Raw genomic sequence first — 19,039 nt, 5'->3', positions numbered from 1 at the left:
AACTCATTTTTTTACTTAACTCCAGCGGGTTTTGCCTTAACTTCCTTGTACTCTTTTTTCTTACGCCTAAACGCCGCTAAATCAATATCAGCAGTATTAATAGAAATTTGACCAACTCCATGCACATGGGAAATTAACTTATCGTATTGCTGCTTATATGGAGCTTGAATGGTAGAACCGCCAAACTCACCAATATTACAAATAACCACGTGCTGATACATATGCCACTGAAGTGCCGACGCCATATTATCAAATGTGGTCACGTCTTTGTTATGAGCGGCTACCACAAATAAATCAGTCTTATCTCTTAAGTCGGCAGCTAAATTTATATCCGTCGCATCATAGCAAATAGCGCCAGTGATTCTAAATGGTCCCTCTGTATGCCCATGAACTTCGAGGATATGCTGGCAAGGTCTATAACTTGTCACCCCAAGCAATTGCTCATTCTGAGTCATATGCTGCTTGCCTTGATCACGAACAATCCATTGCCGTCCACTTTTTTGATAATCTGGAATGAACCATCTCGCTATATTAACCAGCTTTCCATTATGGTCAGTAAACACAAGACCAGCGAAAATAATTGAATTCGTTTTATCAGCTAACCGTTTAATAATATCTTGATCTTCTATATGGACAGCAACCTCTGGAAATACTATCAAGTCCGCGGAAGGTTTCTTATCTTCACCATCTGCAATTCGTTTTGCTTCTAATGTCTTTAAAGTCAGGCTGCATATAGAGGCTAAATGAGCCCTGTGCTTTGCTCTGATTCGAGGATTATTCAGTTCCACATCGGAAGCGCTAAAATCAGAAGTCTTTGGTAGAATTTGTTGAACAGTAACTATTCTAAAGTTTTTATCAAACTTATTCGGTCTTCTGACTTCGGTAGGAATTGCTGGCAACTCTGATGAACGGCAAATCAAACCGTTAAGCTTTTCTATTCGAGACTCTATACATTTTCTAAAAGAGACCAAATCCTGAATCCTTTGGATGTCTTCGTTTTTAACGAAAGAAGACTCAAACCCCGGCCACTGTAAGCAGCGCATCAACAATTCAGAAAACCAGTCGCTAACTGTCGCATACTCGCCAATTATTGCCTCTGGAGCATGTATCATCCCCATTCGGCGTTTATACCAACTGCTCCGCAATCCTTTATAAGTAATCGTCTTCCCCGGCTTCCATTGTGTTCCAGTGTAGTCTGCCCCACCCAGAACCGACGCTCTCAAAATACAGCCAATCCAATATAACACGCCTTTTTCGGGATCACTTTCAGAGTCTATCCAGTCAGGAATTTTAAACCTAGGATCTTTCCCTACTAAAGAAGCTTTGTAAGTACAATTTACTTCCTTTAAATAATGCTTCCACACCTTGTCCCACGACTTCAATCCATCAACTTTCACCTCTATTGAAGAGGGTGATACACCAATTAATTGCTTTTTCAAACGGACTTCATTCAATAGACCCAAAGCAAGTTTTAAGGCTGAGTGCTCGTATTTAAATCCATTTAGCTCAGAAGTAATTACTTTCGCTAGGGATTGCTTACGCGGCTTTGGTAAGGAACTTGCTGCAGGCTCTGCCCATTTAAGTTGCTTAATGAGCTCTATAAGCTTTTGCTTTTTTAACTGCTTCCAGATTGCCAGCCAAAATGGGCCTCCTCGTTTAGCAAAAACAGATAGCGCTTCGACCTTTTTGTCTTTTAAGTCTTTTATGTTTTCGACAAATAAGGAGGCATAAGTGTCAAAATGCCCTGTTATTTGTCCTGCAACCTCAAAAAGTGCACTTCGCTGCGACTGATAGCTTGGTGGAGTATTTGCGAGTATCTTATGTAATGCGATTTGCATATGCAGAGACTCACTTGCGAAACTCGTCAATATAGGTTTATTTACTACTGCTAATAGCATCAGCGCCTGCCGTAATACAAAGTCTGAATCGTTTGAATTAGCGATTATTTTTTGCGCGTACCTCACCAATAGCTCAATTACGGAGAATGGCTCGATCTGGTCTGGATACTGGATAACCTGAAAATAGCCATTAAAATCACTAGCGCACCGAAACAAGTCTGCCAAAAGATAGTCCATCATTGCCGATGTTGTTTTATCAGCCTTATTTGCGGAATCGCCAAAGCTACTGCGCTTATAAATTGCGTCAAATACAGGTTCAAATAGGTCAGCGTCAGGATAAACTTCTATCGCCTTTCTCAACACCAGCCCTAATGAAGGGTCTTTCATCCATGCTAGAATCAGCTTTTTCGCTAACAGTTCATTTTCAGATTCACTTGACTGTAATTCAGCATCATCCCCAGCAAAGACCATTTTTCGTTTGCTACGCACTATCGATTCTATACGGTTAGCAGCAAACCGTTTCAGCGTATCGGGGCGAATGTCGTGATCAAAGTTGGCTATGGCCAATAAACTAGCGTCTTGAATGCCTTCTTTATCTAGATTTATTGATTCGGTTTCAATGGTAAGTAAGTTTTCCAAAACACCAGTAATGGAGTCTATAGAATCTCTGTCAGTAGGACCACTCAGCTCACTTTGCAGTAACTGAATCCTATTCGACATACTTCCTTTATTATCTAGGTCAGATAATAAGGTCACCTTAGTTTTGCTTGAGTTAATACTTAACTCAGTGCCACCGAACGCCAACAGTTTTTGTTCAACAAACCTATTAACAACATCGGTAATCTTGGCAAGTGATAAATTATCTGCGGAAACTACAAGCCTTAAGTCATCGACATAACGGCAGTAGTCATGAATAGTTATTGATGAGTTAGTTCCTATATCCTTTCCAATGAAAGAGCCGACCTCTTTATCAAACTTATACAGATAAGCATTAGCGAAAAAGCCAGCTGAAACTAATCCTTGGGGCAAGCCTAGTTTTATTGCATCATCATCCAACTGCAATTTTTTGGCCGTCACTAAATCCTCATCGCGCCATTTCCAAGCAAATATGTTTTTTAAAGAGTCCCAAAACTCTGGCACTGTTGCATGCCCATAATTTGAGGCTAGCTTTTGTAACCGCTCTAAAAGTACAAATGTATCAATCGTGTTATAAAACTTTGAAAGGTCAAGATTTACAATATAAACATCTTCATTGCCTGAACTTAGGTTCTCCACTTCGCGGCCTAGTTCTAACGGACGATTTAAAAAGCTTTGGTAGTCCGTAAAAAATTTACGATAGGTTTCACTATTACCCCAACGGAACCAAGCCTTGCCTTTATCATTCCAGTCACAAAGTAAACGGTTGCCATAACTATATACTTTCTTGTATCTAGCTTGCTCGAAAGGCAATTCACACTGGCCTTGCGCGGTTTCCACTGCATCAGCCAGACACATCATGGCTGCTGTAGCCCATGTTTGATCTCGTATAGTTAAATGAGCCAGTGGCCTGATAGGAAGCTTGGTCTTACCATCTTTATCTTTTCTGTCGCTATTACAAGTCCACCCTTTATCACCTACCTCCCAGCTCTCACTTTTTGCTGCAGGAACTAACTCAATCGCATTTATAGGTTTACCATCTTCTAAAGCTTTAGCCCAAACTTTTGCATTCTCTTCAATAGTTAACGCAGATATATCAAGGGCTAATGTATCGGCATACCAATTAAAAGATCGAATATAACCGTGAGTCTTCTTCCAAGCCTGCGCGATCACCACCTCATCAGTTAAATATTCAAGAGTAGGCTTTAAGGCTCGATATTTTTCATTGATAAGTTTCATTGGACATCCTTGTAAGTCTTTTTAAGCAGCACTATCGGAAATTGTATCAGCTAGTTGATTTTGCATTGATTGTGCTGTTTGAACCTTTGCTTTCAAAGCATCGCAAGATTCAAACAACTCTTTTGCCTTTCTTACAATTCTTCCTTGCTCACCTATTGGCGGAAGAGGCAAAACGTAAATATTTAACTTAGCACCAACCAAGTGTTTGATCGTAGCACCAGTGAAATATTTTTCGAGTCCACCATTAGCAGAGTCTACAGTTAAGCAAATCTCTAAATACTCCGATAAAACTTTCCCAAGGGGCCTGACTCTGTGCAATGCCTTCTGAAAATACATATCAGTGCTGCTATCTAACCAAATAGCACATCGACCTGGTTCACCTCCTTCACAAATCAGCAAGTCGCCTACCTGCAAGCGAAACTCATCCAGCTCATCTTCTTCAAATTTCATCAACTTAATATCATCAAGTTGAAAGCTTCCCCATTGAACATTCGTGTTTCTAAGATATGGCAGTTCTCTTCCTTTATTTTTTGCTTTGTCTAACATCTTGCCTAATCTTGATAACGTAACAGCTCCAATTCGACACCACTCCCAACCCACAGGCAGCTCAAAAGGCTTTTCATCATCCGATATTTGTGGCAGTGGCTTTTGCTTTTTAATCTTCTTTTCTTTAATCAGTTGCTCTTTTTCTGCGGCGATGCGTTGGAGTAGTTTGGAGGCTGGCTCATCATTCGGATCTTGCTTAACCAGTTTGCCCATTACGGCCAGTTGCAGGATGGTTTGTTTGAGTTGGTCGATGCTGTCTTCGGTGGTGAATAGCACATCAAAATGCTCGCTAATGCGTTGCCAGCTGTCGTTGATTTCGTCGGCGTCTTTGGCGTTAGTGAGGGTAGCTAATAATGTCTCAACCAGTGTTTTATGGGCTTGGATACTGGCTTCGGTTTGTGATTCGAGTTGATCGCAGAGGGACATGAGTTCGTCGACTTTATTTAATATTCTGCCTTGCTCTTCTAAAGGTGGTAATGCAAAGAATCCAGCCCTTAATTCCTTTGTGTCCAAGTGTGGGATTGCTGCGCCTTTCATCGAAGTATTCAAGCGATTAAAAGATTGTTTGAAAAACAACTTTATAAACTCTCTAAGATATGTAGGCACATCAACTCTTGCTAGAGTTGAACCTATAACACCATTTCGGCCATCTAGAACCAATCCACTCCTCGAACCATCACAAACAACAAGGATATCTTCAGAAGTTGCTCTAGGCACCTTATCGTCATTAGTGAACCTATTTATATTTCCTCTATCCAAAGCCTCTATATCAAGGTATTCAAACTTTTGCATTGACTCTGATAAGTCCTTTGGTCGCTTTCCTTTTACTAATGAAAATACTTTACTATTAGATATCCAAAGCCAATTATCTGGAATAGTATAAGGCTCTGTATAAGTGTCTTTTGTATTATTTACTTTTGGTGGTCGAATTCCTGTTTTTTTAAAAAATTCAGCTCTATCTTGTTCTACCCTGCTTACTAATTGTTCAACTGAACTATCATCCGGGTCTTGAGGTACTAGCTTGCCTCGCACAGCCAACTCCAAAATCAACTCACGTAGCTTTTTAATACCGTAAAGCTCTAGCTTATTGGAGCTACCACGACCTGAAGCCGATTTGGTTTTAATTGCTGATGTCCAGATATCTAAATTACTTGTAATCACACTTTCTACCGACATTAGGCATTACCCTCGCCATTGGTTGAAAGTGCTTCGGCCAAAATACCTTTTAGCTGGTCGCGTAATGTTTGAATCTCGTTTTGTTGCACTTGGTATTGTTGCAGCAGTTCTTCAGGATCGTGGCTGATTAGTTCGCCTACGTGCGGATTTTTAATATCCAAATTAAAGTTACGTTCAATCACGTCTTCAATCGACACTTTCCAAGCCTGTTCATTCTCCACTCGGCTGGCGAAGCCATCGGCTTCATCGCCCCACCAGTCTTGTTCGGTTTTAAACTCTTCGAATTTCATGGGTTTGGTTTTGGAGTAGTTTTTTACGCCTTCTGGATAAGGGTGCTCGTAAAACCAAATGTCTTTAGTGGGCTGGCCTTTGGTAAAGAACAGAATGTTAGTCTTAATGCCGGTGTAGGGGTTAAACACACCATTGGGTAAGCGCACTATGGTATGGAGGTTACATTCTTCAGTGAGTAGCTTTTTGATTTTGGTTTTGACGCCTTCACCGAACAAGGTGCCGTCTGGCAATACCACGGCGGCGCGGCCTCCCTCTTTACCCGCTGAAGGCTCCTTTAAGACTTCGATAATCAGTTGTAAGAACAGGTCGGCGGTTTCGCGGGTTTGCATATCCGATGGGAAGTTCTTTTCGATACCGTCTTCTTCGGTGCCACCAAATGGCGGATTGGTAACAATCACATCGAAGTCGCTGTCCCAATTGGAGAGCGGTTTATTGAGGGTATTACCATGCTTAACTTGTACCGGCACTTCGATGCCATGCAGCATCATATTAGTAGTCGCTAATAAGTGCGGTAGCTGCTTTTTCTCGACACCATGAATTTGGCTTTGCAATGTTTTGTGGTCAGCGACGGTTTTGACATAGTTGTTCTTGACGTGATCGACGGAGCAAGCTAAAAAGCCACCTGTACCGCAAGCGGGGTCAAAGATTTGCTCGCCAAGCTTTGGGTCGACTCTATCCACCATAAAGCGGGTAACGGCACGTGGCGTGTAAAACTCACCAGCATTACCGGCGCTTTGTAAGTCTCGCAGAATTTGCTCGTAGATATCACCAAATAAATGGCGCTCTTTGGAGTCGGTAAAGTCGACCTCGTTAAGCTTATTGATCACCTGGCGTAGCAGGGTGCCATTTTTCATGTAGTTAAAGGCATCGGAAAAGGCTTCTTTCACCACAAAACCGCGTGGATTTTTGTCAATCGGTGCGGTGAGATTTTTTAGCTTGGGGAATAATTCATCGTTAATAAAGCTTAGTAATTCATCACCCGTGATGCCTTGTGCATCTGCCGCCCAGTTGCGCCATAAGAATTGTTCAGGGATTGGTTCGCGGTAGTCGTCCAGCTCGAATTCCAGCTCTTCTTCTTGAGCGTCGAATATCTTGAGGAATAACAACCAAGAGAGTTGACCTAAGCGCTGTGCATCACCATCGACACCGGCGTCTTTGCGCATGATGTCTTGAATCGATTTTATTACGGTACTGACTGACATGTTTTTTGTTTCTCAAATTCTGTGCTGTTTTGATGAGTGCTAAAGCCTGACGGGCAGTTTATGCCGATTTGTCAGGCTTTATCTCGTAGATGGCTTTTTCTAATTCGATAATGGCTGATTCGTATTGTTTCTTACCACCAAATCCTTTTTTGGCGATTTCTAGCGGTCTGCCTAGCTCAACAATTTTGCCGGTTTTGAGGGCGTCTTTGCTTTCTATGGCGGTAACGCCTTCATCGCTGTATTTGTTGAGCAGTTCTTGCAATACGGTTTGTGCTAGCTCGCCATATTTGGTGAAGTAATTGCGCTTTTTCACATTATTCGCGCGCTCTTTTCGCGTTAATGGTGGCTGATCAAATACAACGTGGCAGATCATATCAAAGGGATCTAAATCTTTCCCGACTTCTTGCTCTAACACTTCCCAAATGACGCCTTCGGCGGCAAGTTCATCGATAATAGCCTGTTTGCGCTCAGCTTGATCCCATCGGCGCACGAACTCATCGAGCGAGCTAAAGGTTTTGTTTAAAGTTTTGCGGGTATAATCTTTGAAGGACTCGGTGACCAGTTTGCCGTCTTCATCATAATACTGAACACGCTCACCGAGTTTTTTTACCGGTACGCCGTTGACGTGGTACTTGTTAACCTTGTCTTCGTCTTCGCCCCAGTCTCCTGCACCGATTTCAGCAGAGGATGGATTATCAAAAGGCTTATTTGCATTAGGATCATAGTTGCCATCTGGCTCCTGGGCTTTGTGCTCGTCAGAGGCTTCGGTGTCGTCCATCATGTCATCAAAGTCTGAATCTGGGTCGTTGATATCAGCGGTTTTAGTGTTAATGACCTTTTCTGGAATGCCGTCAAAACGCTCATCGGCAAACAACTCAGTGGCCTTTTTAAAGTCGAGGATGGTAAACCACAGCTTACCGAACCTATCATCGATACGGGTGCCGCGACCGATGATTTGTTTGAACTTGGTCATGGACTGAATGTTTTGATCCAGCACGACTAACTTGCAGGTTTTAGCATCGACACCGGTGGTCATCAGCTCTGAGGTTGTTGCAATAACGGGGTAAGGCTTTTTCGGGTTAATGAAGTTATCCAGCTGCGCTTTGCCCACTTCATCATCGCCAGTGATTTTCATCACGTATTTATCGTTTTTAGCGGCTTGCTCGGGATTACAGTTAATTAAGGCGCGGCGCATGCGCTCTGCGTGGTCGATGTCGTTACAGAAGACAATAGTTTTCGCCATTGGGTCGGTGCGCTTTAGGTAGTTGGTAATGGTTTCAGCAACCAGTTGGGTTCGCTCATCAATAACCATTGTGCGGTCAAAGTCTTTTTGGTTGTAGATGCGATCTTTAATTTCGTGGCCTTGTTTATCCACCATGCCTTTGGTGGGTCGCCAACCTTGTAAATCGATGTCTAAATCAACACGAACCACTTTGTAGGGTGCTAAGAAGCCATCTTCGATGCCTTCTTTTAACGAATACTGATAAATCGGCTCACCAAAGTAGTCGATGTTGGAAACTTCGTCAGTTTCTTTTGGGGTTGCTGTTAGGCCGATTTGGGTGGCTGGGCTGAAGTATTCCAGAATCTCGCGCCAGGCGCTGTCTTCTGCTGCGCTCCCTCGGTGGCACTCGTCAATAATAATTAAATCAAAGAAATCGGGATCAACTTGCTTGTAGGCTTTTTGGTGTTCTTCAGGCCCAGTTAACGCTTGATACAACGCCAAATGTACTTCATAGGCCGGATCGACCTTGCGACCGGTGATTTTTGTCATCGCCTGATCGAATGGCTGAAAATCGTTAATACGGGTTTGATCGACAAGTACATTTCTATCGGCCAAAAATAGAATGCGTTTTTTAGCTTTGGCTTTCCATAATCGCCAGATAATTTGAAATGCGGTGTAGGTTTTGCCGGTGCCTGTGGCCATGACCAGCAAAATACGGTTTTCGCCTCGTGAAACGGCTTCAATCGTTTTGTTAATGGCTTGTAACTGATAATAACGTGGTGACTTACCGGAGCCATCATCGTAATAGTCTTGTGTGATAATGGGTAACTGTGCTGGCTGGTAGCCTTTGTAAGCGCAAAATTTATCCCACAGCTGCTCTGGTGTTGGGAAATCTTCGAGTGTTATTTCAGATTCTAACTGGCTTGGATTGGTTTTATCATGAAAGATAAAGCCATCACCGTTACTGGCGAACACAAAAGGCACATCCAGCAAGTTGGCATAATCGAGCCCTTGCTGCATACCCTTGCCAATCTCATGCTTGTTGGCCTTGGCTTCAATCACCGCCAAAGGTATCGAAGGTTTGTGATAAAGAACAATGTCAGCACTTTTAACCGTCTTGCGTGCTGCTGCCATACCGCGCACGATGACCTTACCATCACGAAGCCTCACTTCCTGACGGATTTGCGTCATATCATCCCAGCCAGACTTTTTTACTGCTGGCATGATGAATTTACTGATGATATCGGTTTCTGATAGTGCTTTTTTATTTATTGGAGTCATCGTACACCGTTAAAACGTCCTTTCTTCTTAGAATTGGTTCAGAAAATATACTCGAATATAACTTCCTTAGTTCTTCCCATGAGCTTGAGCATAGACCAATTACAAGATTGAAATTTTTCTAAATATAAAAGAAGAGCTTATAACATATTGAAGAATATGACATATATTTACCCTATACAACCGATCTCACATAAGAGGTTTTGCAAATGCCATCAAGTGCCGTTCAGGCATATTGAGCGCTGCGCAGCGCCCAAGCGCGAAGGGCAGAGTGACCAGCACCAGCTGGGCAAGGAGTAATCAGCTCCCCAGAGTTGATTACTTCGGCTCTGTTTTGGCCGATGCTCCGGCCAAAATTGTGCTTGTTCTAAGCCAACCAGATAAACATGATGTCGCCCCAGCGATTCAAACCTCCTATGTTAAAAAGGTATATAGAAAGAATTTAAGATTGAAAGGCCCTGTATCGACGCTGGAGTGCCGTCCAATTCATCTCCACCCCGGGCCACCATTCGAATTCAGCAAAAAGCCCGAGCATTGACTCGGGCTTTTTCGTTTTAAGACATTTATTTTTAGTGCTTGCTCGTTATTTTCCCAAAGCATCTTCAAACCACATTAATGCCGTTTTACGGCTGGTAAAAACTTCCACTTCCTGAAACTGGAATCTTTGACTCATGGTTTTGAATAACATGGCCATATTAAAGTTGAGGGTATCACTGGTTACAAAAGCAACTTTTATCGTATTCATTTTATGGGTAAACGCAGATTTAGCATTCATTAATATGGTGTCAAACTCCGACACAGAAAGATCCGTTGTTGTCAGTTTGGTAAGATCATAAAGTCGTGAATAATGCTGTACCTCTTCATCCATGTGACGTATCGCCAAAATCAGCTGTAAACAATCTGCCAAAGCCAGCTCACCATAGCAATTCAATGTCAGTACTTTTGCCTTATGATCAATCTGACAATCATAGTGAAATCGCTGTTTATTTGGCGCGGTTTGAGGCGAGGGCTCTTCGTGAGCAATCATAAGATCTCCTTGAGCATCAATTATTCCATTTAAATTAGCTTTGCTTGACGCTGGACGCTTTTGTCATACCCATAGCAGGTGATTAAATTATAATCGACATTTCTCAAATTGCTATTTTATTTTTCTTTCTCGTTTTAATTATCGGATAACAAACTCAAGCATTGGTAATGTTTACTTTGCCTTTATTGTCCAATAACGGTAAAACTCCCTTTCGTTTCATTTATATTTAACCCTATGTCATCTGATCGAACGACTCATCATAGCCCTGAACTTTTACTGGCCATAGACTGCGGAACCCAAAGCGTTCGTGCATTGGTGTTTGATCGGCAAGGTCAACTTAAGGCTCGCTCGCAGGTATCGTTAGAAGGTTATTTTTCTGATCAGTCTGGCTGGGTGGAACAGCATGGTCGTTATTTTTGGGATTCATTATGCCGGGCTTGCCAAAAACTCTGGCAGCAGGGGATTCAACCAGAGCAGCTGGCCGGTGTCGCGCTAACCACACAGCGGGCAACAGTTATTCCTGTGGATCAGCAGGGCGAACCGATTCGTCCGGCCATTACCTGGATGGACAAACGTGAAGCAACGGATACACCTCGCTTATCCTTTTGGTGGCGGGCTGCATTTAAGTTCGCTGGCGTTAGCGGTACCGTTAAACAATTTATGCGCGATGCCGAAATCAACTGGTTGAATCAACATCAGCCAGATGTAATGGCCAAAACCCATAAGTTTTTATTGTTGTCCGGCTACCTTAATTATCAGCTCAGCGGTGAATTTAAAGACAGTGTTGGCGCACAGGTCGGTTACTTGCCCTTTGATTACAAAACACATCACTGGGCAAAACCGAGTAGCTGGAAGTGGCAGGCCTGTCCGGTTAAACCTGAGCATTTGCCAGAACTTGTAGCGGTATCCGAAACACTGGGCCACATCACTGAAGCGGCACACCAGCAAACAGGACTGCCCAAAGGGTTAACGATTGTCGCAGCGGCAGCCGATAAAGCCTGCGAAACTCTGGGCTGTGGCGCCATAAAATCCCATCAGGGGCAGATTAGTTACGGCACAACCGCCACCTTTAATACCCTGTCGAAACACTATATTGAGCCACTGCGATATTTACCGCCATACCCTGCTGCGCTTCCCGGACATTACACCTGTGAATATCAAATATACCGCGGTTACTGGATGGTGAGCTGGTTTAAACAACAATTTGCTCATAAAGAAGTACAGCAAGCTGAAAGCAGTGAATACTCCACCGAGCAACTGCTCGATCAACAGGCCGCCAAAATAAAACCCGGAGCCGATGGTTTAATGCTGCAACCCTACTGGAGCCCCGGTGTGCGTTACCCGGGTCCCGAAGCAAGAGGAGCGATTATCGGCTTTAATGACAGCCATACCCGCGCCCATATTTACCGGGCCCTACTGGAAGGCATTAGTTTCGGCTTGTATCAGGGAAAATTAAAGATGCAAAAACGCAGCGGGCAAACCATTCGGGAATTGTTTGTTTCCGGAGGCGGCGCACAAAGTCAAACCGCACTGCAAATTACCGCCGATGTTTTTAATCTTCCGGTTAAGTTGCCTCATACCTTTGAGACATCAGGCTTGGGTGCCGCGATAAATCTGGCCGTCAACCGGGGCATTTACCCTGATCATCCATCAGCGGTTAATGTTATGTGTCATGTGAAACAGGAAATTCTGCCGATTGCCGAAAATGTCGCTTTGTACAAAAAAATGCACCGCAACGTTTATCAAAAACTTTATCGTCGATTGTCTCCACTTTACCGTCAGTTATCGGAACTGTTTTCGAGACAATAACTTACCTTCATCACTCACCTTCATTACCCACAGCCATTATCGACAACACTGGCAACATCCATATACAACTAAAGAACTATTGTTTTATTCAAACTTAGTCAGTAGCCACATAAATGACAGATCTGTCAATAGTGCTCTCCTTGCCGCATGGCTCTGCAGAATAGTCTCATCTACCAATAAACACTTAACAACAATGACTTAGATCACATAAATTGAGCTTTTGACGTCATAATTGTGCAATATTACACAATTATTACAGGTAATATTTACTGGTCAGATCCCTTCTTCGAGTCCACACTGAGCAAACATTAACCACTATACATCTACAACTTCTATTGCTGATTTCGCAGTACCGTCAATAACAAAACAAATATAAATACAACAATTGCAGGTCACCTCCTATGATTAAAAAACTATTGCTTCCATTGCTGTTGATTGCAGTTGGAATCACCTTCTGGTTGATCACTAAAAATAATCAAGCCACACATTCCTCTGTTGTCGTACAACAACCGACAAAACCTGTGGTCTCCGGTCAATCAATTGAAGCGTCAAAATCGTCCGCACATAATCCGGTCATTCCGGCTCATATTGATCAGACTCAATCACCGGATCGCTTAACCGGAAATGTTATCTGGCAAACATCGGAAGAAGCGAGAAATGCTCTTCAGGCCAACCCGGAAAAATTACCCGGCGATCTGGCGGAAGAGGCTTATATAAAATTAAACACCACGGCTATTAGTCAAATGGTGATTGGCGATGGATTTGATGTGCAAATCCCGCAACAGGGCTCATCACTCGCCGCCGAAGTGGATTACATTACCGAACACCCCAACGGTGATAAAACCGTTGAAGCCTTTTTCCCCGGAATGGATAAATATTTTTCTGCCGTGTTTACCGTTGGCAGCGAACGCAGCTACGCACAAATCAGCACGCCCAATGGTGTTTATATTCTGGAAGCGCAGGGCGATAACGCCTGGATTACTTCTCGACAGGCGCTGGTTGCCAGTCACTGGTCTGGGCATGAAGACGGCCTGATTCCACCCGATGCAGCATCGGATCAGGCTGTACCTGCCACCCCCACCGAATCCACTGAATCTAACGATGATGACATTGATGTCGATTTCGACTATGTGGTCGAGTCATCATCCGACGATAACCCCTAAGCAATACTAAAACAAAAAATGAGGAGCTAACTCAAATGAAAGCAATAATAACAAGTCTCGCGTTGGGACTGATGGCCGCCACATCAGCGATCAAAGCCGATACCATTGATATTATGATGTTGTACACCAGCCCGGCACAGCAGTACTCGGGTAATATGAGCACAAAAATCAATAACCTGATTTCTTATGCTAATCGTGTGTATCGTAATAATGGCATCAACATTAACTTGCGTGTTGTAGCGCAAGGCCGTATTACCAGTACCAATCGTGTACCCAGCAGTAACGATTTAAACTGGTTAACCAACAGTTCTTCCATTAAAAACTATCGTAGCCAATACCGTGCTGACATGGTGGCACTGTTAGGTAAACGCCAAAATGTATCGGGCGGTTATGTATGTGGGATCGCATGGATAGGACAGGGCAGCAATGGCCGTATGTATTCATCCTCTAAAAGCCGGGCTTACAGCATCAGTGCCGTCGACTGTGGTAACAATACATTTGTACATGAGCTGGGCCACAATATGGGGCTGGCCCATTCACGTCGCCAGGGTGATACATCCGGTGGTGTTTACCGATACGGTATGGGACATGGTGTTGATTACAATTTTTCAACCATCATGGCTTACCCACAAGCCTTCCGCGGTAATGTCTCCCGGTTAGATGTATTCTCGGATCCTAACTGGAATGCCTGTAACTCACAGCCTTGTGGCGTATCTGGCGTGTCCAATGCCTACAATGCAATTCGTCCAATTATCGACGATATTTCTGGTTACTATTAATCCACAAGTAATCATGAACGGAAAGATTTAGAGACTCAATTAAAGCTAAGGGAATAGTTCGACGCCTCGCTGTAAACATAAAGTTTATTGCGAGGCGTTTTTTATCGGGAGGAAACATCTTTCCTTCAACAAAAATTAATACCGTTATTTTTTCGGTTGCTGCGCCAGCCATTTGTCCAGCTGATTGGCAAACGCCATTCGATCGCTTTGATTTAATGCCGGCGGGCCACCGGTTTGAATACCACTGCTGCGCATGGTGTCCATAAAATCTCGAATGTTTAAACGTGCCCTGATATTTTCGCGGGTGAAGAGTTCTCCCCGAGGGCTAAGTGCCAAAGCGCCTTTATCGATTACTTCCGACGCCAGAGGAATATCCTGCGTGATCACCAGATCACCTTTATTGCAACGCTGGACAATTTCATTATCGGCCACATCAAAACCGGCGGACACCTGTATCGCGCGGATCAAAGGACTCGAAGGTGTCGATATCGGTTGATTGGCAATTAAAATGGTTTCGGTTTTAGTTCTAACCGCAGCACGAAATAAAATGTCTTTGATCACATTTGGGCAAGCGTCAGCATCCACCCAGATAATGGCAGCTTGTGTCACGAGTTATGTTCTCTTGTAACGGATGAGTGATTATTACTATTGCTCAATAAAGGTTGCAGCATCGATTCCAGACCATTTAATTTTATTTCGTAGAGCAACGCCAATTGTTGACCTAATTTTGAGTCAGGAAACCCTTGTTTGTGAAACCAAACCAAATAAGGCTCTGGCAGTTCCAGTAACTTACGTCCTTTGTATTTACCAAAAGGCATTACCTGATTTACTGCATCTATTAATTGCTGTTCCTGAGACGTCATCTCTGCTTGTATCCACTTGCTGAAATTATTGGCGTTAACCCATTATATCGCTATAAACTGACTGATGATTTTTTGCTCAAAAAAACAAGCCATGCTATGTTGAGCTTCAATTGATTTATCGCTGCAGGTCTAATGAAATAACAACAGGATGATGCCTGTGTTGCATCAACTAAGCAACTCGCAATAATCCTTAAGGAGCTAAATATGTCGCCATTACATAGTTTTTCTTCGCTTGTGATTTATCAGCTTAAAGCTTTCTTTTATCGGACAAAAATTAATGGCAAGCGAACTGGCTATAACAAAATCTCCTTTAAGCCTTTCACCATTAAACATCTGTCTATTAAACCACTATCTATAAAACCTTTATCCATTACCCTGCTACTCAGCCTGCCTTTACTTGCCTACTCAACCACTAGCAACAAACAATCTCCAGCGCTCACGCTTTATACCAATGGCATAATCTGGAATACCGAGCAACCCAGTAATCCCCATAAAGCATTTGTGGTAAAAGGCAATCGCTTCGTTGCGGTTGGAGACAAATCATTAGCAAAACGCTATCAGGATAAAGTGCAACACACGGTGGATTTAAAAGGCCGGTTTGTGGTGCCCGGTTTTATAGACTCTCATGTGCATTTTTTAATTGGCGGCTACCGTTTATCACAAGTTAAATTGCGCGATGCAAAAACAAAGCGAGAATTTATACAACGCATTACCGCCAAAAGTAAGCAACTGAAACCGGGGCAATGGATCATTGGTGGCGACTGGGATCATGAAAACTGGGGCGGCAACCTGCCGCATCGTGACTGGCTCGATAAAGCCGTACCGGATCATCCGGTCTGGGTTACCCGGCTTGATGGGCATATGGCATTAGCTAATTCCAAGGCATTGGAACTTGCTGGTATCAACAACGAGGTAAAAGACGTAAAAGGTGGCGATATAGTTCGCGATAAAACAGGTCGTATAACCGGCATTTTTAAAGACAATGCCATGGCTTATATAGCCAATGCTATTCCAGAAGCTTCCGCGCAACAAAATCAACAAGCGCTTCTGGATGCTATGACATACGTCAATCAGCAAGGCGTCACCTCGGTGGTTGATATGGCCGACTTTACTTCGCTGAATACCGTAAAACAGTTGCACAACAATCAACAACTCAGTGTAAGAGTTTATAGTCATGTGCCATTAAATCAATGGCAGGCATTAAAACAATACATTGAGCAAAATGGACGCGGTGATCAATGGCATAAAGTTGGTGGACTTAAAGCCTTTGTCGATGGCTCACTGGGTTCACATACGGCGGCATTTTTTCAGCCTTATAATGATCAACCTGACGATAAAGGCTTTCTGGTTATTGAGCCTGAAAAACTGTTACAACAGGTTCAAGGTGCTGATAAGAATAATTTAAATTTGAGCATTCACGCCATTGGCGATAAAGCCATACACACACTGCTCAATGTTTACGAAAAAGTCATTAAAACAAATGGCGAAAAAGATCGCCGCTTTCGCATCGAACATGCGCAGCATATTGCGGAAAAAGATTTTAAGCGCTTTGCCGAATTAAACGTCATTGCATCCATGCAGCCTTACCATGCCATAGACGATGGTCGCTGGGCAGAAAAGTTAATTGGCAACCGCATCAATACCACTTACGCCTTTAACAGTTTATTAAAACAGGATACCACCATTGCATTCGGTAGCGACTGGTTTGTCGCGCCACCAAAACCCTTAATGACCATTTACGCCGCCGTTACCCGACGAACGCTGGATGGTAAAAACCCTGACGGCTGGGTGGCAAAAGAAAAAATCAGTGTCGCTGAAGCCATCAACGCCCATACAATTCATGCTGCCTACGCATCGTTTTCTGAGCAGGATAAAGGCTCCATAGAAACCGGAAAACTGGCAGACTTTGTTGTGTTAAGTGATAACCTGAACGCTATTGATCCAAAAACCATAAAGAATGTTGAAGTGTTAAAAACGTTTGTTGACGGTATCGAGGTTTATTCGAAATATTAATCAGGATAGGTTTTCTTCATATATTTAAGCGATTCTTTCATTAACTGGGTCAGTACTTTAATGTCCACATCCTCAAGTTTTTTGATATACAGACATGATTTACCGGTTTTGTACTTGCCAAGTTTGTCCATTAATTCATCGTATTTGGCAAACCCTGACATAATGTATAGCGTTAGCGCCGTTTTACGCGGTGAAAATCCAATGCGCATCCAGTCGCCTTCCCGGCCACTTGCGTACACATAATGATAACTGCCAAAGCCGATAATGGAACTGCCCCACATAGCGGGATCTTCCCCGGTGACTTTTTTCATCAGTTCAAGCACCGCAAACGCATCTTGCTTACGTTGTTCCGGCTCCACAGCATTTAAAAAGCTTTCCACACTGGCTTTGTTTTTTTGAGTTTTTAAGTCAGTCACAGGTTGCTCCTTGATAATATTAAAAACCACCGCAAGCCAATAAAACTCTACACTGAAGGTAAATTATCAGCAAGCAATCTCGATTAGCGTTGTATAGTTATTTATTTTACACGCTTCTGGATACTCTGCTATTTTTTGGTAGTAGGGATAAATTTAATAAACAGGACGTTCCACTACAAAGTTAATAATTAAGGAGCAGTAACAGATGTCTCGGTTAGTTGATGAATTAAAAAAAGAACATCAGGCCATTGTTGAAAACCTGACAAAAATCAAAACACTTGGTGTCACCAGTGCAGAAGGGCAGAAAAAACTGGCTCTGGCGAAAAAAAGTTTATTGGCCCACCTGAAAAAGGAAGACGAGCAGCTTTATCCTAAACTTAATCAGGAAGCACAGAAAAATCCTGATCTAAAACGTACACTCGATCTGTTTGCCAAAGACATGAATAACATATCTAGCGCTGCCTTGAAGTTTTTTGATAAATACGATGGCGGGGGCTCCGGAATAGAATTCGCAAAAGATTTTGGTAGCCTGGTTGCGACTTTGTCTCAGCGCATTCAAAAAGAAGAACGAATTATTTACGCCAAATACGATGAAATCGCATAACTGACAACGCAAACCAATCAACTGTCATAACCTTTTTCCATACATCGCTATACAACAGTCGTCTATACAAGCAATGACAATAACGCTTGTATAGACGTTTAAATATAGCGGATCTCTCACATTAAATTATCAGCTAAACCTACATAATCCCTAAAAGAGATGACCTATACTGACAACCCTTGATAAATTGCCGAGTTGAAAACAGGATAAATGATATGGACGTTTATACATCGTCAGCTTCTCAAACTATCAAACGTGATCGTATTTTTAAAAAAGGCAGCGGATGGTTCTTCGATACCCGAGAAGGTATCAATATGGGGCCGTTTCCGGATCAGTCCAGCGCTGAGCTGGAGATGGTGAATTACGTGCGCTCCATGCGCTCAAACTTCCGACGCGCTGCCAATCACTAAAAGTTTTTGAAAAATGTTGAACTATTCTGAATATGGGTCGTCTGAATGTATAAGTTTAAATGATTTCCCGGTTGTTTAAATTGTGTAAGGTCTAGTTAACTTTGGTTGTTTTTTGATGTTTTTTGTTAAAAACGTACTCTTTGGTTGAAAAAGTGAGATATTTGCCCCGCTGGTCGGGGCATTTTTTTGCCCTGATGTTTTAGACATGATCTTACTGTGACAATCAAAAGAGCTCTAGGCAAACAGACAGTATAGCTTTGACATAGTTGTTTTTCAGGTTTTAGAGTGACTCAATTAAGCTCAAAATCAGTCATACCGCACACAGCCACTGGCATGGACGCCAGTGGAAGTTATTGTCAGCCATGGAAGGCTGTCAATAACGGTGTGTTGACAGGTATGAGTGATTTTGAGGAACCCGTAGGGCTTAATTGTTGGAACGCAGGGCCTTTTGCCTTCTTTTTGGCCTGAAAAAGAAGGTCGCCCAAAAGGGCGAAACAGATGAGATGAAATAAAGCTCGATGTTAATC

Annotated in this window: 15 protein-coding genes; 7 read left to right on the top strand and 8 right to left on the bottom strand. The window is 42.9% G+C overall.

Features of this window, described 5'->3' with window-relative positions; translation table 11 throughout:
• Window positions 1–11: 11 nt before the first annotated feature.
• The 5 genes from C8D97_RS15565 to C8D97_RS15545 all read right to left on the bottom strand — a co-directional run bounded on the left by C8D97_RS15565 (window position 12) and on the right by C8D97_RS15545 (window position 10,455).
• Window positions 12–3,713 carry a reverse transcriptase domain-containing protein gene (locus C8D97_RS15565; RefSeq protein ID WP_109764724.1) on the bottom strand — a complete coding sequence of 1,234 codons (3,702 nt, stop codon included), beginning with the start codon at window positions 3,711–3,713 and terminating at the stop codon, window positions 12–14.
• Window positions 3,714–3,734: 21 nt separating this feature from the next.
• Window positions 3,735–5,435 (bottom strand): restriction endonuclease subunit S, encoded by a 1,701-nt coding sequence (locus tag C8D97_RS15560; RefSeq protein ID WP_109764723.1) that lies wholly within the window; start codon window positions 5,433–5,435, stop codon window positions 3,735–3,737.
• Entirely contained in the window at window positions 5,435–6,928 is a 1,494-nt protein-coding gene (locus C8D97_RS15555) for an N-6 DNA methylase (RefSeq protein WP_109764722.1), read from the bottom strand. Before C8D97_RS15555 ends, C8D97_RS15560 begins: the two co-directional genes overlap by 1 nt.
• Window positions 6,929–6,986: 58 nt before the next feature.
• Window positions 6,987–9,431, bottom strand: a complete 2,445-nt coding sequence (hsdR, locus tag C8D97_RS15550) for an EcoAI/FtnUII family type I restriction enzme subunit R (RefSeq protein ID WP_109764721.1) — start codon at window positions 9,429–9,431, stop codon at window positions 6,987–6,989.
• 580 nt (window positions 9,432–10,011) lie between these two features.
• On the bottom strand, window positions 10,012–10,455 hold the full coding sequence (locus C8D97_RS15545) for a hypothetical protein (protein ID WP_109764720.1): 444 nt from the start codon (window positions 10,453–10,455) through the stop codon (window positions 10,012–10,014).
• A 234-nt stretch (window positions 10,456–10,689) separates the two neighbouring features.
• On the opposite strand from C8D97_RS15545, the gene C8D97_RS15540 reads away from it, so the two are divergent.
• The 3 genes from C8D97_RS15540 (at window position 10,690) to C8D97_RS15530 (ending at window position 14,206) form a co-directional block, all read left to right on the top strand.
• Window positions 10,690–12,264, top strand: a complete 1,575-nt coding sequence (locus tag C8D97_RS15540) for an FGGY-family carbohydrate kinase (RefSeq protein ID WP_109764719.1) — start codon at window positions 10,690–10,692, stop codon at window positions 12,262–12,264.
• Between the two features lie 401 nt (window positions 12,265–12,665).
• Entirely contained in the window at window positions 12,666–13,427 is a 762-nt protein-coding gene (locus tag C8D97_RS15535) for a hypothetical protein (protein WP_109764718.1), read from the top strand.
• 35 nt (window positions 13,428–13,462) lie between these two features.
• The gene (locus tag C8D97_RS15530; protein WP_109764717.1) at window positions 13,463–14,206 is read left to right on the top strand and encodes a zinc-dependent metalloprotease family protein; all 744 of its coding nucleotides are present in this window, start codon (window positions 13,463–13,465) and stop codon (window positions 14,204–14,206) included.
• Between the two features lie 144 nt (window positions 14,207–14,350).
• On the opposite strand, the gene C8D97_RS15525 is transcribed toward C8D97_RS15530, so the two are convergent.
• Together C8D97_RS15525 and C8D97_RS15520 are read right to left on the bottom strand one after the other, a co-directional pair.
• The gene (locus C8D97_RS15525) at window positions 14,351–14,815 is read right to left on the bottom strand and encodes a YaiI/YqxD family protein (RefSeq protein ID WP_245411472.1); all 465 of its coding nucleotides are present in this window, start codon (window positions 14,813–14,815) and stop codon (window positions 14,351–14,353) included.
• Window positions 14,812–15,069: a DUF3820 family protein gene (locus C8D97_RS15520; RefSeq protein WP_109764716.1), complete on the bottom strand. Its 258-nt coding sequence runs from the start codon at window positions 15,067–15,069 to the stop codon at window positions 14,812–14,814. The genes C8D97_RS15525 and C8D97_RS15520 overlap by 4 nt, the downstream gene beginning before the upstream one ends.
• 204 nt (window positions 15,070–15,273) lie before the next feature.
• Between C8D97_RS15520 and C8D97_RS15515 the strand changes: the two genes are divergently transcribed.
• The gene (locus tag C8D97_RS15515) at window positions 15,274–17,082 is read left to right on the top strand and encodes an amidohydrolase (RefSeq protein ID WP_109764715.1); all 1,809 of its coding nucleotides are present in this window, start codon (window positions 15,274–15,276) and stop codon (window positions 17,080–17,082) included.
• On the opposite strand, the gene C8D97_RS15510 is transcribed toward C8D97_RS15515, so the two are convergent.
• Window positions 17,079–17,498 carry a DUF1801 domain-containing protein gene (locus C8D97_RS15510; protein ID WP_109764714.1) on the bottom strand — a complete coding sequence of 140 codons (420 nt, stop codon included), beginning with the start codon at window positions 17,496–17,498 and terminating at the stop codon, window positions 17,079–17,081. The genes C8D97_RS15515 and C8D97_RS15510 overlap by 4 nt on opposite strands.
• Window positions 17,499–17,703: 205 nt before the next feature.
• Here C8D97_RS15510 and C8D97_RS15505 point away from each other — a divergent pair, with 205 nt between their 5' ends.
• From C8D97_RS15505 to C8D97_RS18055, 3 genes are all read left to right on the top strand, one after another.
• Complete coding sequence (locus C8D97_RS15505) at window positions 17,704–18,102, top strand: hemerythrin domain-containing protein (RefSeq protein WP_109764713.1); 399 nt, start codon at window positions 17,704–17,706, stop codon at window positions 18,100–18,102.
• Between the two features lie 215 nt (window positions 18,103–18,317).
• Complete coding sequence (locus tag C8D97_RS15500; protein ID WP_109764712.1) at window positions 18,318–18,512, top strand: DUF6316 family protein; 195 nt, start codon at window positions 18,318–18,320, stop codon at window positions 18,510–18,512.
• Window positions 18,513–18,797: 285 nt separating this feature from the next.
• Window positions 18,798–18,980 carry a hypothetical protein gene (locus C8D97_RS18055; protein WP_146196166.1) on the top strand — a complete coding sequence of 61 codons (183 nt, stop codon included), beginning with the start codon at window positions 18,798–18,800 and terminating at the stop codon, window positions 18,978–18,980.
• Window positions 18,981–19,039: the final 59 nt, after the last annotated feature.

The organism is Pleionea mediterranea (assembly GCF_003148745.1).
Classification (GTDB): domain Bacteria; phylum Pseudomonadota; class Gammaproteobacteria; order Enterobacterales; family Kangiellaceae; genus Pleionea; species Pleionea mediterranea.
The sequence above is the reverse complement of the archived record's forward strand: the minus strand, read 5'-3'. Positions and strand labels throughout refer to the sequence as shown.